Consider the following 14335-nt stretch of genomic DNA (forward strand, 5'->3'; position numbering starts at 1 on the left):
TCATCTTAAATAAGATACTAATGAAGGGGCGTAATAGCCCCTTCGAACTTTAAAAAACAGGAAGCCAGCTGAGAAATCCCGCTGACTTCGCAGCAAACAAGATAGTTTGCGAGTGGTTACTCCCGAGCAGTCGAGTGTAACCGGATCTCAGAATGATTTTTGAGATGGCTTCCACAAACGGATGGCGAAAACGAATTTTCGCTAAATAAGGAGATTTAATGAAAACGACTGTAACTACTTCTGTAGGTGGAAAACAGATCACAATCGAAGCAGGCCGTATGGCAAAACAAGCTGACGGATCAGTGCTTGTTTCTAGCGGTAACAACATGGTTATCGTAACTGCTGTATCTAGCAAAAAACAATCTGAGCTAGATTTCTTCCCTCTAACTGTTGAATACATCGAAAAATTCTATGCGACTGGTAAAATCCCAGGTGGCTACTTCAAACGTGAAGCAAAGCCAACAAACGACGCGGTTCTTATCGCTCGTTTGATCGACCGTCCAATTCGTCCTTCATTCCCAGAAGGCTACCGCTATGAAACTCAAGTTGTAGCGACTGTTCTTTCTGCAGACGGTTCTTTCCCTCTAGAGATCCTAGCAAGCCTTGGTGCTTCTGCGGCTCTACACGTATCTAACATCCCATTCAATGGCCCAACTGCAGCAGTTCAAATCGCTCGCGTTGATGGTCAGTTCATCGCTAACCCAACTCCACAACAGTTGGAAAAATCAGACATGGATATGATCGTTGCGGGTACTCGCAATGGTTTGTTGATGGTTGAAGGCGAAACGAAATTCATCACTGAAGCTGACGCTTTGGCTGCATTGAAATTCGGTCACCAAGCTTTGATGCCTCTTTTGAACGCGCAAGATGAATTGCGTGAAAAAATGGGTTCTATCGCTAAACGTGCATTCACTCCGCCAGCTGTTGATGCTGAATTCAAAGCTTCTGCTGAAGCTTTCTTGCAACCTAAAATTGCTGCGGCTCTTGCGATCAAAGAAAAACAAGATCGTTATGCGGCTTCTGCAACGGCTGCAACTGAAGCTGAAAAAGCTTTGTTGGCAACAATCACTGATAAAGAGCTTTTGAAACAACGTAAAAAAGATTTGAACACAGTTATCGAAGATCTTAAGTACAAAGAAGCTCGTGCGATGATCTTGGATCGCAAAGTTCGTATCGACGGTCGTAACACGACGACAGTACGTCCGGTTGCGAACGAAGTTGGTATCTTGCCACGTGCTCACGGTTCTGGTCTTTTCACTCGTGGTGAGACTCAAGTATTGGGTACAGTAACTTTGGGTACTGGTGACGATGAACAAATGGTTGATTCATTGTTGGGTATGCAAAAACGCAAGTTCATGCTTCACTACAACTTCCCTCCATACTCTGTAGGTGAAGTGGGTCGTATGAGCGGTACTTCTCGTCGTGAAATCGGTCACGGAAACTTGGCTGAACGTGCTTTGAAAGCTGTTCTTCCAGATTTCGAAAAATTCCCATACACAATCCGTATCGTATCTGAAGTTTTGGAATCCAACGGTTCTTCTTCAATGGGTACTGTATGTTCTGGTTTGATGGCTCTTCTTGACGCCGGCGTTCCTGTTAAAGGCAACGTTGCGGGTGTAGCAATGGGTCTTATCAAAGAAGGCGACCGCGTAGCTGTATTGACTGACATCTTGGGTGATGAAGATCACTTGGGTGACATGGACTTTAAAGTTGCTGGTACTGTAAACGGCATCACAGCGGTTCAAATGGATATCAAAATTGACTCTGTTTCTTTCGAAGTTATGGAACAAGCGTTGTCTCAAGCTAAAGACGGCCGTATCCACATCTTGAACGAAATGGAAAAAGTGATGAAAACTCCTCGTGGTCAAATCTCTGAATTTGCTCCACGTATCGAGACTATCAAAATCCGTCCGGACAAAATCCGTGAAGTTATCGGTTCTGGTGGTAAAGTTATCCGCGGTATCACTGAAGCTACTGGCGTTAAAATTGAAATCGAAGACGATGGTACAATCCACGTTGCATCTGCTGATCCAGAAGCAACTAAACGTGCATTGGCTATGATCAACGACATCATCGCTGAAGCTGAAGTTGGTAAAACGTATAAAGGCCGCGTAGTAAAAATCGCTGAATTCGGAGCTTTCGTTGAAATCCTTCCGAACACTCAAGGTTTGCTACACATCTCTGAGATCTCTAACGAGCGCGTTCGCGCCGTAACTGATGTTCTTAAAGAGGGCGAAACTATTGACGTGAAAGTTCTTGAAGTTGACCGTGCAGGTCGCGTGAAACTTTCTCGTAAGGCTTTGTTGCAACAACAATAGATGGCAAATTTGTTCAAGAAATCTGAACTATCTAACGGGATCCGAGTGATGAGCGAGTTTCATCCAGGGTCCCGTGCCGTTTCTATCGGTATCTGGGTTTTGACGGGGACTCGTGACGAGACTCCGGCTATCGCTGGTATGTCTCATTTGCTTGAGCACTTGGTGTTCAAGGGCACGAAGACTCGCAACACTTATCAAATCGCAAAATCTTTGGAATCTGTTGGTGGGGAGCTGAACGCTTATACCACTCGTGAGTACACGTGCTATCACGCGCTTGTATTGAAAGATCATTGGGAAAAGGCTTTAGACATTTTGTCGGACCTTGTTTCCAATATGGATTTGGTCAAAAAAGAATTCGCGCTTGAAAAAGGCGTGATTCTGCAAGAGATCGCGATGTCTGAGGACTCTCATGAAGACGTTATTTATGACGTTCTTTATGATGAAGCTTACGGTAAACATCCCTTGGGGCGTCCTATTTTGGGGACACCGGCTTCGATCGCTTTGATGAAGCAAAACCAAGTGATGGATTATTATAAAAAGAACTACACTGGCAAAAACATCATCGTGAGTGCGGCAGGTTGCCTGGATCATGATGAGTTTATGACGGGTGTAAAAAAGCACTTGGGTAAGAAATCCAAATCAACACTGCGAAACACGCGTAAAAAACCATCTTGGTTGCGCCGTCGTCGTGTGATGGAGAAACAATCCGAGCAAGTGCATATGCTTTTGGGTCTACCAACCGCAAGTTTCCGTGACAAATACCGCTTTGAAGCGGTGATCACGAATACTTTGTTGGGTGGAGGCATGACTTCAAAGCTTTATCAAAGCGTGCGTGAAAAGCGCGGTTTGGTTTATTCGATTTTCTCTAGTCTGAATACCAACATTGATTCTGGAATGCTGAATATTTATGCCGCCTCTGAGCTTAAGAGCGTCAAAAAAGTCGGCGATCTGATCGCGAAAGAGTTCCAAAAAGTTCGTAAGAACGGTGCGACTCGTGCGGATGTTGAGATGTTTAAGACGCAAGTGAAGGGTTCCATTTTGCTGGGGTCCGACGATATTGAAAATCGCATGACATCTTTGGCTGTGAATGAAATGGTATTCGGCGAATACAGATCGGTTGAATCTGTGATTGAGGAAATCAATCAAGTGACGGTGGATACAGTGAATGACTATATCCGCAACGAACTTAAGACCGATAAAACATCTGGCGTATTGCTGGGCACTGGTGTTGATGAACTCAAAGACTGGTGGGAGGGGTTTGAACTATGAATAAAGTAACTGTAAAAATTAAAACACTTGAGAACTTCAAAGGTGAATTGCCAGCTTATCAATCTGCTGGTGCTTCTGGCGTTGATGTTCGCGCACAACTTGACGGCCCTGTTGTTTTGGAGCCAGGTCAACGTGCGATGATCCCAACAGGTTTGAGCTTTGAAATTCCAATGGGTTTTGAAATCCAAGCTCGTCCACGTAGTGGTTGGGCTGCAAAAAACGGTCTGACTGTTTTGAACACGCCGGGAACTATCGATGCTGACTACCGCGGTGAAGTTAAAATCATCGTGATCAATTTGGGTGATGCTGCTGTGACAATCGGTGATCAGGAGCGCTGCGCTCAATTGGTTGTTGCTCCCGTTTACCAAGCAAACTTCGTAATGGCTCAGGAACTAACTGAGACAGAGCGTGGTGCCGGTGGTTTCGGATCTACAGGCCGCGCTTAAAAGGTGCCAGGTCCTGTTTCTGAGGACGATGTGCTAGAAAATAAAAAGCCATGGGATGACCATGGCTTTTTTCGTTTTTGGGGTGGATTGGCGCAGGATAACGCACTCAGTAACCGATGCGGTTGTGCGGACTTCTGTGATTCTGATCGGTGTCCCTAGCGATAGCAATTTTTTTGTAGCTCCGGAAGAGTGCTGGCCGGTTCTAAATTATTATCTTGGGCAATTCTGCTAGCGCGATCAAAGTTTCCGTTCGCAGAGAAAGCGCAGACCGCGATTTTTGCGAGCTCATTATCAAAATCCCCGAACTCTGTGGCCTTTTGGACAAGTTCAATGGCTTGAGCGGAATCTCTGAAGCTCTTGTCAGAGCAAGTAATGAAAGCCTTTGCCCATTGTCCGTAAGATCTGGCTTTGCCTTCAAAGAGTTCGATTTCTTGTTGATACTTTTCTGTGGCTTTCGCGCAGTGGCCCTTCGCCATATCTTGAGCAGCTGACTTTTGCAGGCGATACTGAGGGTCCGCCTCTTTGGTAATCACCGTGCCCAGGCTCCACATGGTAGCCAGAACTACAACTGCCAAGCCTACTTTGGCGAGATGAGTTTTGTTCTGTTGGTAGTGGTGTCTGATAAATTCAAAATGCTGTTGGCGGCCGATCAGCAGGGTGATCAACGAAAGCAAATAGACAAATCCCGACGTTAAAAGAATCAGGAAATATTGAATCCCTAAACCCAATGAGTCCGCGTCTTCGTCGGGGAGTTCGCCGCTTGAGCTGCGAAACAGGCCGACCAAAAGAACGGCTGCCACAATAAAAACAGGTGTTAGTGCTGTTAAGGTAAGACAGCGGCTCCATATTGCGGAGAGCTTATTACGTAAAAGATAAATCACGCCCAAGGCGAAAAGCGGCGCACATATAATCAGAATAGATAAAGCTTCCATCCGGAAATCGTATCATTAATAAATCTACGGAGTCTCGTCGGCATGAAAAGTAACGCAATCAGTTACCGGAGCGGAGGTAGAAGTGGCAAAGTTGTCCGCGAAGCTTGAGGGGGAAATAAAAAAAGCCCCGACGAGGGGCTTTGAATAAAACGTAATTTGTTAGAAGCAAAACTACATTCTTGCAACTTCGATGCGGTTGTAAAGCCACAGGAAAAACACGATCGCAAAAAGGATTGTTACCAGTCTTAAAGAGCGGCGTTTTTCCATCGCGAAGTTTTCAGTCAAGCCCACAGCCATCAGCAAAGCAGTGAAAGCGAAGCCAACTAGAGTGATCGGCGGAATCAATTCAGATCCCGCTTGAAATATAAAAAACGGAATGTTCGAGAATAAAATCAAAGTAAAGATCTTACGAAGCGAACACGTTCTTTTTTCGAAAACTTGGAAGTAATAATAAATGAACACTCCTCCCAACCAAGTCATCACCACTGCGATGAAAGGGGCGAAGATAATCCCAGCACCAATGCGGTAAATATTCGGAGGAACTAAGCCCGAGATCACTCCCGAGATCATGGCAATAACGATGATCGTGATTAGTAACGTAGACCATTTCCAGTCAGGAAGGCTTTTGATTTTTTGAACCGGGTGGCGAAGGAAATCAATGATGTAATTGAAAACTTCTTTAGCTGTTTGCAGTTTTGGTTCTTGCCCTGGTGTTACGTCACGATAGTCTGTCATAGGCCTATTGCATCACGACCAAAGGCTCTTAGCAAGCACTTCGCAATCAGAACTAATCCGCTCGCAGGTCCATCTCCGCCAAAGACTGAGCGCGCTCTAAGATCAGACGGCTGTTTTGCAGTTGAGTGGCTTTGCTGGCTCCCAAAGTGCTCAATGAAGGCAAGGGGCGACCGAACAGCAGCAGTCTATGCAGGTCATAGGCCCACTTGATAAAGAAGCTGCCGGTCTTCTGGGAGCGCATTGTTTCAACGGTCGCTTGAGGCACAACAGGGGTTTTAAGCGAGATCCCATCAGTTATCGGGTTGGCATCGGCAATTTCAGTGACACTCATCACACAATCGGGGCGGAGCTCCCTGAGGACAGAATCGACCTCAAGCAAAGTGGCTGAGTCGACGATCATATGAAATTTTCGTTTGGCTTCGTCTTGGGATTTCAAAAACTCAGTCAGGCGAGTTTTGCGCAAGCCGGGATTGCTCCATGGCAGACGTAAATGAAAAACCTCGTAACCATGTTCTGCAAGGTACGAAGGGTAGATGTTCCAGTAATTAGAAAAATAAAAGAAACTGCGCTGACCTGTGACGAATAACAAGGGCCATCTGGTAAGAAGACAGTTAGGTTGTAGTTCTTGATCGTAGTGCTTTTTGGCGCGAGCTCTGTTGGTCAGAATGGCCAAGGTGACAAGGAGAGCAAAGAAAGTAATTAAAAAGGCGAGTGTATCATCCACTCGCCCAGTATTACTAATTACAGAGAAGTGTTCAAGCGAAACGCGAAATCAAAAGAGTCTTTATCGGACGGTTTGTTAACCAGCGCCGTACGAGCACTTGCTTCAACGCCTACTGAAATATTGCGGTGAATTTGTGCGAAGATACCGCTGCCGACAACAATCGAAGGAGTCGTGTCATCAGTGCTTAGGTTGCGAGTAGGGTCAGAGTATTTCATCATGCGAGCAGACAAGCCTGTGCTCAATGAGTAGTTCCAAACGCCGTCGATATTGTTTGTGTAACCAAGGCGTGCTTCAAGTTCGCGCAATGAGAATTCTTCAGCGCCGTTTTCAGTAGAGCCGTAGTTTCTAAAGATCGCTTCACCGTAAAGGTGGCGAGAGCTCAAGTCACGACCTGCAGAAATTTGCACACCACTTGTGTGACGGTTGAAAGTTTCGCCGCCAGTAGAGATGTTTGTGAAGGTATTAGAGTAACCAATACCGATGTGTGACTGAGGGCCTTCGGCAGACTTACGAGATTCATCGAAAGCCGATTTCTTTTGGCTGAGTTCGTTCACCAAGTCGTCATAACTGACTTCCTGATAATCCGCGCTAGAAGCGGCCCAGACCATTGTAGGGGAGTAAATTGTAAAAAGGGAAACCAGAGCCAATTGAATCGTTTTTGATTTAGTCATAAGCAGATTCTAGCAGTGGTTTGTGATTTCTCAAAAATTGATCTTTCAATCTAGACCTTGTTTTTGGCAGACTAGGTATATGTTTCAAATGTTCAAAGCTAAACACAACTGCTACTGCGCCTTCTGTAAAACTCCACGCAATATTTATCGTAAGAAAAATATTGGGGTTATGAATATTATCGCATCTGCGATGGCGTCGATTGTGGTGATGTTCGCAATCTGGCAGGAGTACGATCCTCGCGTGATGATTGCGTTCGTCGTGTGCTTGGCTATTTCTGAAGTTTTCGTGCAAATTCGCTGGCGCTTGTCGGTGGTTTGCAGAGTCTGCGGATTTGATCCGATCCTTTATGTTAAAGATCCAAATGCGGCTGCAGCCAAAGTGAAAATTCAATTGGATGTACGTAAGCAAGATCCTAAGTACTTGTTAGCAAAGCCTTTGAATTTACCGACGATCACTCCTAAAAAAGTGGATGCGCTGGAGTCGAAGGGCAAAGGTAAGCTAGTTTCACGCTCTATCTAAAAAATAAGACGTTTTCATCTGTTTTCGACGCACTGGATTTGTTGCCAGTGCCTTGGGTTTATGCCAATTTAGGGGCATGAAAACTCTGATCGTTATTCCGACATACAATGAAAAAGAAAATGTGCAGACAATTGTGCCTGCAGTTCTTGCTCAAAATTTAGGCGTTGATATCTTGGTGGTTGATGACAATTCACCAGATGGTACGGGCGGCATCGTTCGTGAAATGCAAAAATCTATCCCGCAATTGAATCTTCTTTCTCGCCCGGGCAAACAAGGTTTGGGTAAGGCGTATATCGCGGGTTTCCGTTGGGGTATCGATCAAGGGTATGAAGCCATTGTTGAAATGGATGCAGACTTCTCGCACCGTCCTGAAGATTTGGGACCTCTTTTGAATACCTTGAAGCAAAATGATTTCGCGGTGGGTTCTCGTTATGTCGAGGGCGGTCGCACGGTCAATTGGGGTATCATGCGTAAGATCATCTCTCGCGGTGGCGGGATTTATTCTCGTATGATTTTGGGTTTCCCGTTGAACGATTGGACCGGTGGGTTCAATGCTTGGAAAAAAGAAACTTTGATCGGTATCGATCTTGCCTCTGTCGAGAGCAATGGCTACAGCTTCCAAATTGAATTGAAATACAAAGCCATGAAAAAAGGCTTCAAGGGAGCAGAGTCTCCGATCGTGTTTGAAGACCGTCGTGTGGGACAAAGTAAAATGTCCCTAAAAATCGTTCTTGAGGCCTTCTGGCGTGTTTGGCTTATGCGCTTTAAGTAGCATCTTGCGAGCTCGCGGAATGCGCGCTCGTGCGATGTTGCTTTTCTCTCTTTGTCTGATCCCAACTGTTGTGCTGGCACAAGCACAAAAGGGGACTGTCATCGCGGATGAGGCGCAGATTTATAAAGACCCTGATTTTGATGCACCGGTAATGACGGTGCTGAAACAGGGCCAAGTCTTTGCCATTTCTAAAGGCAAAAAAGGTCCTTTCTATAAAATTCGTTTAAAACCAGGTGTGACGGGTTGGATTTCTGATGCAGAGATCAGACCGGGCGTGATCAAAGCGGAAGATCTTCAAGATGCTCATCAAGAAGAAGAGGCCGAAGAGAGTTCTCGCCGTGGTCGTAAGCCATTCTTTGCCACTCGCTATCGTGGTTTGTCCTTGGATTTTGTCGACTATGCCGAAGATACAATGGGTGCCCGTCGCAATGCTCAGACAATGTTTTATGGATTGAAATTTCACGGTTACAACACGCTGTTTTCCGGCGACATGTACACCGAAAGCAATATCCTGTTTCACTCCGGTGCGCCGTCGTACTATCAAGACTACACGGGGAGCAGTGGCAGCGGTTATATCGTGATTTTGGATTTTTTATTTCAAACGGTTTTGCCTAAGGGCAAAGACCTGATTTTCTTTTATGGTTTTGGACCGATGTTGAAGTACTCGCACTTTGATATTAGTTTGCCTGGCACTGAAGCTTTCTCGGCAGATGATATGACGTTGGGGGCGGTTTTCAGTGTGGGTGCTGCTTACAGAATCCAACGTGTCTCGATCCGTCCTGATATCAAATACTATTGGGAAAAAGAGGGGTACCTCGGCTATTCCATCAGTGTCGGTCTTGATTTTTAGGGATTGATTAAAATGGGCCAAAAGCGTCGCGTCAAAGGTGGCGAGCTGGGATGCCGTAAGTTACAAGCCCTTCATGCTTAAATCTATCTATCTTGTTGGTGTCGTTTCTCTTCTTTTCTCTCAATTGGCGTTCGCGGGCGATATCGGTGCGGCCTTTGAAGCTCTTAAAAATACAGGCGTGAATTACGAGCCAGATGGCGCTGTTTGTGAGGAACTTGAGCGTGTTCGTTTGTCTGCGACATACCCAGAAGACCAATTCATCATCACAGGTGACGTTGAATACAGCACAGGTGGTTTGACGGTGGGTGAGCTTGATACCATCGTGATCGAGCGTGCAACGGGCAAAGTCGTTCTATTGGGCGAAGTAAAGTGCTGGAAAAACTTGGATGGCGCTCTTTTGAAGGCGAAATCTCAAATGAACCGTTTCTTCTGGAACCTCGAAAAGAACCCAGCAGCATTGCAATTCACGTCTTACGACGGTCTTAAATACTCTGCAGACCAATTTGCGACAAATATTCCATTCTACACTGTAGGCCCGCAAGGCGCGGTGGCGAAGGGTTTCACTTATGAGTTCGATTTGACTCTAAAAGAAACTCAAAAACTCCGCATGATGATCCTAAAATGCCAACAAAACGGCGAGTGCACACGACCGCAATACTAGATTGCGCGATGCTCCCCTAAAAGGCGCCTGGCGCCTTTTAGGAACGCGGTGCTCCTCGTTGATTTAATGGGCTTCGTAGGGCATGTTTTTGCCCATGTCTATTCAAGTTTTATCTCCGGAAGTTGTCGACCAAATTGCCGCTGGCGAGGTGGTTGAGCGTCCTGCTCATCTTGTTAAAGAACTCGTTGAAAACTCTATCGATGCCGGCGCGACTCGCGTGCATGTCGAGTTCTATGATGGCGGACGAATCGTTAAAGTGATCGATAACGGTAAGGGCATGTCTCCAGAAGACTTGCCGAAATCTTTGGATCGCTTTGCGACCAGCAAAATTTCTAAATCAGATGATCTGTGGAAATTAAAAACCTTCGGCTTCCGTGGGGAAGCTTTGGCGAGTATTTCTTCCGTCAGTAAAATGACTCTGACAACTCGTCGTGAAGGTGATGAGCAAGCATATCAATTGATCAGCGAGTACGGCAAAAAACAACCGATCGATCGCGTGGGTGGTTCTCAAGGCACGACAGTGCTGATGGAAAACCTGTTTGAGAACATGCCAGCTCGTTTGAAATTCCTAAAATCAGATGCGGCAGAACATACAGCTATCAAAACAACTTTGAAAGCGATGGCACTGGCTCATCACGATGTTGAAATCCGTATTCAGGAAAACAGCAAGCTTGTGAACTTTTGGCCCGCTTGCAAAGATCGTAAAGAACGTGCCGAGCAAATTCTTGAAATCAAACCCTTGTTCGTGGGTGAGGCTTCTCGTGAATACGTGAAGGCCTATGCCGTATTTGCAGACCCGCACAATGTTGCGAAAACAGCTAAGAACATTTGGTTGTTCGCGCAAAATCGCTGGATTCAAGATCGCAGTCTTCAAGCAGCCGTCAACGAAGCCTACCGCAGTCTTTTGATGCACGGGGAGTTCCCGATTGCGGCGGTGTGGGTTGAAACAGATCCTGAATACATCGACGTGAATATTCACCCGACGAAATCGCAAGTAAAATTCCATGATCCGTCGTTGGCGTTCCGTGCGGTGGCAGGAGCTCTGCGCAGCACTTTAGAAAAAGCTCCATGGATTCAGCAAAGCGGTCAGTTGCGTTCGCAGTCTCAGTTTAACGAGGCGGGTGGTGCGGTTGATTATTCAGATCCGTCTGCAACATTTTCGTCAGCAAAGGGTTTGCCTAATTTCGCGAACCAACCAGAAATGCCAAAAGAAAATCTGGCATTCAACGATTCCACTTTTAAAACAACTCAGTTCCAGAAAAAATATTTCAACTTCCCGCAGTCCTCAGTGCAACAGCCAAGAATGGATTACCAAACCTTGGCAAGCGCTGCAGAGTCTCGCGGTGATTTCGAAGTCGCTATGAACACGCAAACAGCGGCAGAGGTTTCCTCTGAATCTGTGGCACCTGTAAGTGGTGGCTACTGGTCTTCGCTAGAAGTTTTGGGCCAAGCGAATCTGACGTACATCGTGACTCAGCATCGTGACAAAATGGTCTTCGTCGATCAGCACGCCGCTCACGAACGTGTCGCTTATGAAAAACTAATGAATGCCTGGAAGGGCGGAAAGATTGATATTCAAGATTTCCTATTCCCTCTGGCAATTGATATGTCCCCGGAAAAAGTCGAAGGCATTTTGCTTCTGGCAAAAGATATCGAGCGCTTGGGTGTTTATATCGAAGCGTTGGGGCCTGGCACCATCGGAGTCAAAGCCGCACCGTTATTCATTAAAGAATCTATCTTAGGGAAAGTCCTAGATCGCATGGCAACGGAGGTTGTCGATCAAGGTGGCAGCTACTCTTTGGAAAGAGCGGTCGGTGATATTTGTGCGACGATGGCGTGCCACTCGGTGGTGCGTGCGGGACAAGCTCTCAGCGTTGATCAAATGAAAAATCTTTTGCGCGAAATGGATCACTTCCCACTTTCAAGTTTCTGCCCTCACGGTCGACCGGTGAGTGTGGAATATCCTTTCTACAAACTTGAAAAGGATTTCGGACGTATCGTGTGATGAATAAAAAGAAGCCTGTTATTTTTGTTGTCGGTTCCACAGCCACTGGTAAAAGCGAGTGGGCTTTGAAACTTGCGCAGGAATTCAAAGGCGTCATCATCAATTGCGACTCTGTTCAGTGTTATTCCAAAGTTCAAATTGGGGCGGCAAAGCCTTCGCTTGAGGAAACTCAGTTGGTTCCGCATTACCTTTTGGGCTATGTCGAGCCGCCTGAAGAGAGCACAGCGGGAATGTACGCCCGTGATTTTACCGAAACCATGAATTCCTTGCCTGAAGGAACTCCTGCATTTGTTGTGGGCGGGACGGGCTTTTACTTTATGGCGATCGAAAAGGGCATGTATCCGGTGACGGAGGTGTCTGAGGAAGTAAAAGCTCAGGTTCTAAAAGAAATTGCAGAGCCGGGCGGTCCCGAAAAACTTCACGCAGAACTCGCAAAAATCGATCCTGAATACGCAGCCAAAGTAAACTTGGCAGATCACTATCGTATTGGTCGGGGCATCGAGTTGATTCGTACCCAAGGCAAAGGTGTAACCCAAATTCAAAAAGAGTTTGCAGAAAACCAAGAACCCTTTCCTTTTCCACTTTTAAAAATCGGCCCCGATTGGGAGCGCGAGGTTTTGCGTGAACGCATAGCCTTGAGAACTCACAAAATGCTGAAGGACGGTTTGATTGACGAGGTGGAAAGTCTCCTCGATCAAGGTCTGGCGGAATGGGCTCCGATGAGCAGTGTTGGCTATAAAGAAACCATCGACTTCATTCAAGGTCGTTTGAATGAAGATAAATTACTAGAACAAATTACGACAAATACTCGCCAGCTCGCGAAGCGCCAAAAAACCTGGTTTCAACGTGATAAAGAAATCCAATGGTTTGATGGGGCACGCGGGTACAATGAGGCTCGGGGAGTGGTCGAGAAATTCCTGAAATCTTTGACCGATTAAGCCCTCCCTAGAAGAATGGATTTATATGAAAAGCATGACTGGTTACGGCACCGCGAAAGTTCAATCTAAAGATGTTTCAGTTGAAGTGAGCATTCGCGCGGTGAATGGCCGTTTTTTAGAAACACGTTTCCACTTGCCACGTGAGTTTGTCGCGTTTGAAAGCGAACTTAAAAAAACTCTGGGCGCTTCTTTGTCTCGTGGAACTGTGGATATTTTCGTTTCTCGTAAAGTAAAAGCTACGGCGAGCGGTAAAGCACAAATGACGGTGAACGATGCTTTGGTTAAAAAGTACGTTGCGGCCTATAAGCATTTGGCGAAAGAGATGGGGATTTCCTATTCCGTTCACTTGGAATCCATGGCGCGTTTGCCAGATGTGATCAAACTTGAAGAAAGCTTTGAGCTGTTCACGGGTGAAGACAAGGTGTTGAAAAAAGCCTTCGCAGAAGCTTGTGCAAATTGTGATAAAGAGCGCGTGCGCGAGGGTAAAGCTCTCCGTAAAGACTTGGAAAAGCTTCTAACGTCTTTGGAAAAAGAAATCCGTGTTATCAGCAGTTTGCGTGAAGAAGCGAATGCGCAACTTCAGGATAAGTTTGAAACTAAGATCCGTTCCCGTCTAAAAGGAACTGAAATTGATCCCGCTCGGTTGTCTCAGGAGATCGTGATTCAGCTTGAAAAAGCCGACATCAACGAAGAACTTTCTCGTCTGACTGAGCATATTAAAAACTACCGTCAGCTGATTACTTCTCAATCTGCTGAGGGTAAAAAACTCGATTTTTATACTCAAGAATTGCTGCGCGAAGTGAATACGATTGGTTCAAAGTCTCAAGTAGCCAAGATCACTCAAAGCGTGGTAGAAGCAAAAACCCTTATTGAGAGACTTAGAGAACAGGTTCAGAACGTTCAATAATATGAAGACGAGAATGATTATTGTCGCTGCACCCAGCGGCGCCGGAAAAAGTAGTTTCGTAGCAAAGGCCATCCAGGAGATTTCTCAACTGGTGGACATTGTTACGTTCACAACTCGCGGCATCCGTAAGGGCGAGCAAAATGGTCTTCAGTACAACTTCATCTCTCATGACGAATTTAAGGCAAAAATCGAGCAGAACTTCTTTGTCGAGTGGGCTAAGGTTCATACCAACTTCTACGGAACGTCTTACGAATCCCTAGAAACCACGTGGGCTGCGGGAAAATGTGCGATCATGGACATCGATATCCAAGGTGTTCAGACCTTCAAATCTAAGTATCCAGACGCAAAAACAATCTTTATCCTACCTCCTTCTATCGACGAGCTGCGTCGCAGAATCGAGAAAAGGGACGGGGGGATGCCTGCGGACATTGAGGTTCGTATGGCTAATGCCGAGAAAGAGATCGCGGAAGCCTCCAAATTCGACTTCCAGATCGTGAACGACAACTTCGAGCATTCCTATGCCGAATTTAAGAAAATCATTGAAAAGTTACTAGGTTAAGGGTAATTTCGTCGTTTGAATTGACGAT

At 46.0% G+C, this 14335-nt stretch carries 15 protein-coding genes; 11 read left to right on the top strand and 4 right to left on the bottom strand.

Annotated features, from left to right (window positions below; genetic code table 11):
- Window positions 1–218: 218 nt before the first annotated feature.
- The 3 genes from pnp to dut are packed head-to-tail and all read left to right on the top strand — an operon-like array spanning window position 219 to window position 4033.
- Entirely contained in the window at window positions 219–2318 is a 2100-nt protein-coding gene (gene pnp, locus ACLVWP_RS07590; protein WP_413561072.1) for a polyribonucleotide nucleotidyltransferase, read from the top strand.
- Window positions 2319–3587 (top strand): M16 family metallopeptidase, encoded by a 1269-nt coding sequence (locus ACLVWP_RS07595; protein ID WP_413561073.1) that lies wholly within the window; start codon window positions 2319–2321, stop codon window positions 3585–3587.
- A complete protein-coding gene (gene dut / locus ACLVWP_RS07600; RefSeq protein ID WP_413561074.1) occupies window positions 3584–4033 on the top strand; it encodes a dUTP diphosphatase in 450 nt (149 codons plus the stop codon). Before ACLVWP_RS07595 ends, dut begins: the two co-directional genes overlap by 4 nt.
- Window positions 4034–4188: 155 nt before the next feature.
- Here the strand turns inward: dut and ACLVWP_RS07605 are convergent, their stop codons facing one another.
- The 4 genes from ACLVWP_RS07605 to ACLVWP_RS07620 form a co-directional block, all read right to left on the bottom strand.
- A complete protein-coding gene (locus ACLVWP_RS07605; RefSeq protein ID WP_413561076.1) occupies window positions 4189–4965 on the bottom strand; it encodes a hypothetical protein in 777 nt (258 codons plus the stop codon).
- A 171-nt stretch (window positions 4966–5136) separates the two neighbouring features.
- Window positions 5137–5700: a Yip1 family protein gene (locus ACLVWP_RS07610; protein ID WP_413561077.1), complete on the bottom strand. Its 564-nt coding sequence runs from the start codon at window positions 5698–5700 to the stop codon at window positions 5137–5139.
- A 52-nt stretch (window positions 5701–5752) separates the two neighbouring features.
- On the bottom strand, window positions 5753–6424 hold the full coding sequence (locus ACLVWP_RS07615) for a hypothetical protein (RefSeq protein WP_413561079.1): 672 nt from the start codon (window positions 6422–6424) through the stop codon (window positions 5753–5755).
- 17 nt (window positions 6425–6441) lie between these two features.
- The gene (locus ACLVWP_RS07620; RefSeq protein ID WP_413561081.1) at window positions 6442–7095 is read right to left on the bottom strand and encodes a hypothetical protein; all 654 of its coding nucleotides are present in this window, start codon (window positions 7093–7095) and stop codon (window positions 6442–6444) included.
- An 88-nt stretch (window positions 7096–7183) separates the two neighbouring features.
- Between ACLVWP_RS07620 and ACLVWP_RS07625 the strand changes: the two genes are divergently transcribed.
- The 8 genes from ACLVWP_RS07625 to gmk all read left to right on the top strand — a co-directional run bounded on the left by ACLVWP_RS07625 (window position 7184) and on the right by gmk (window position 14307).
- Entirely contained in the window at window positions 7184–7615 is a 432-nt protein-coding gene (locus tag ACLVWP_RS07625) for a hypothetical protein (RefSeq protein WP_413561082.1), read from the top strand.
- A gap of 76 nt (window positions 7616–7691) precedes the next feature.
- On the top strand, window positions 7692–8387 hold the full coding sequence (locus ACLVWP_RS07630) for a polyprenol monophosphomannose synthase (RefSeq protein ID WP_413561083.1): 696 nt from the start codon (window positions 7692–7694) through the stop codon (window positions 8385–8387).
- Window positions 8362–9237 carry an SH3 domain-containing protein gene (locus ACLVWP_RS07635; RefSeq protein WP_413561085.1) on the top strand — a complete coding sequence of 292 codons (876 nt, stop codon included), beginning with the start codon at window positions 8362–8364 and terminating at the stop codon, window positions 9235–9237. Before ACLVWP_RS07630 ends, ACLVWP_RS07635 begins: the two co-directional genes overlap by 26 nt.
- Window positions 9238–9310: 73 nt before the next feature.
- A complete protein-coding gene (locus ACLVWP_RS07640) occupies window positions 9311–9898 on the top strand; it encodes a hypothetical protein (RefSeq protein WP_413561086.1) in 588 nt (195 codons plus the stop codon).
- 94 nt (window positions 9899–9992) lie between these two features.
- Window positions 9993–11903 (top strand): DNA mismatch repair endonuclease MutL, encoded by a 1911-nt coding sequence (gene mutL, locus ACLVWP_RS07645; protein WP_413561088.1) that lies wholly within the window; start codon window positions 9993–9995, stop codon window positions 11901–11903.
- On the top strand, window positions 11903–12841 hold the full coding sequence (miaA, locus tag ACLVWP_RS07650; protein ID WP_413561572.1) for a tRNA (adenosine(37)-N6)-dimethylallyltransferase MiaA: 939 nt from the start codon (window positions 11903–11905) through the stop codon (window positions 12839–12841). Before mutL ends, miaA begins: the two co-directional genes overlap by 1 nt.
- A gap of 25 nt (window positions 12842–12866) precedes the next feature.
- On the top strand, window positions 12867–13748 hold the full coding sequence (locus ACLVWP_RS07655; RefSeq protein ID WP_413561090.1) for a YicC/YloC family endoribonuclease: 882 nt from the start codon (window positions 12867–12869) through the stop codon (window positions 13746–13748).
- A 1-nt stretch (window position 13749) separates the two neighbouring features.
- The gene (gene gmk, locus ACLVWP_RS07660; RefSeq protein WP_413561091.1) at window positions 13750–14307 is read left to right on the top strand and encodes a guanylate kinase; all 558 of its coding nucleotides are present in this window, start codon (window positions 13750–13752) and stop codon (window positions 14305–14307) included.
- Window positions 14308–14335 lie beyond the last annotated feature (28 nt).

It is taken from the genome of Bdellovibrio sp. HCB209, assembly GCF_047306065.1.
GTDB lineage: Bacteria > Bdellovibrionota > Bdellovibrionia > Bdellovibrionales > Bdellovibrionaceae > Bdellovibrio.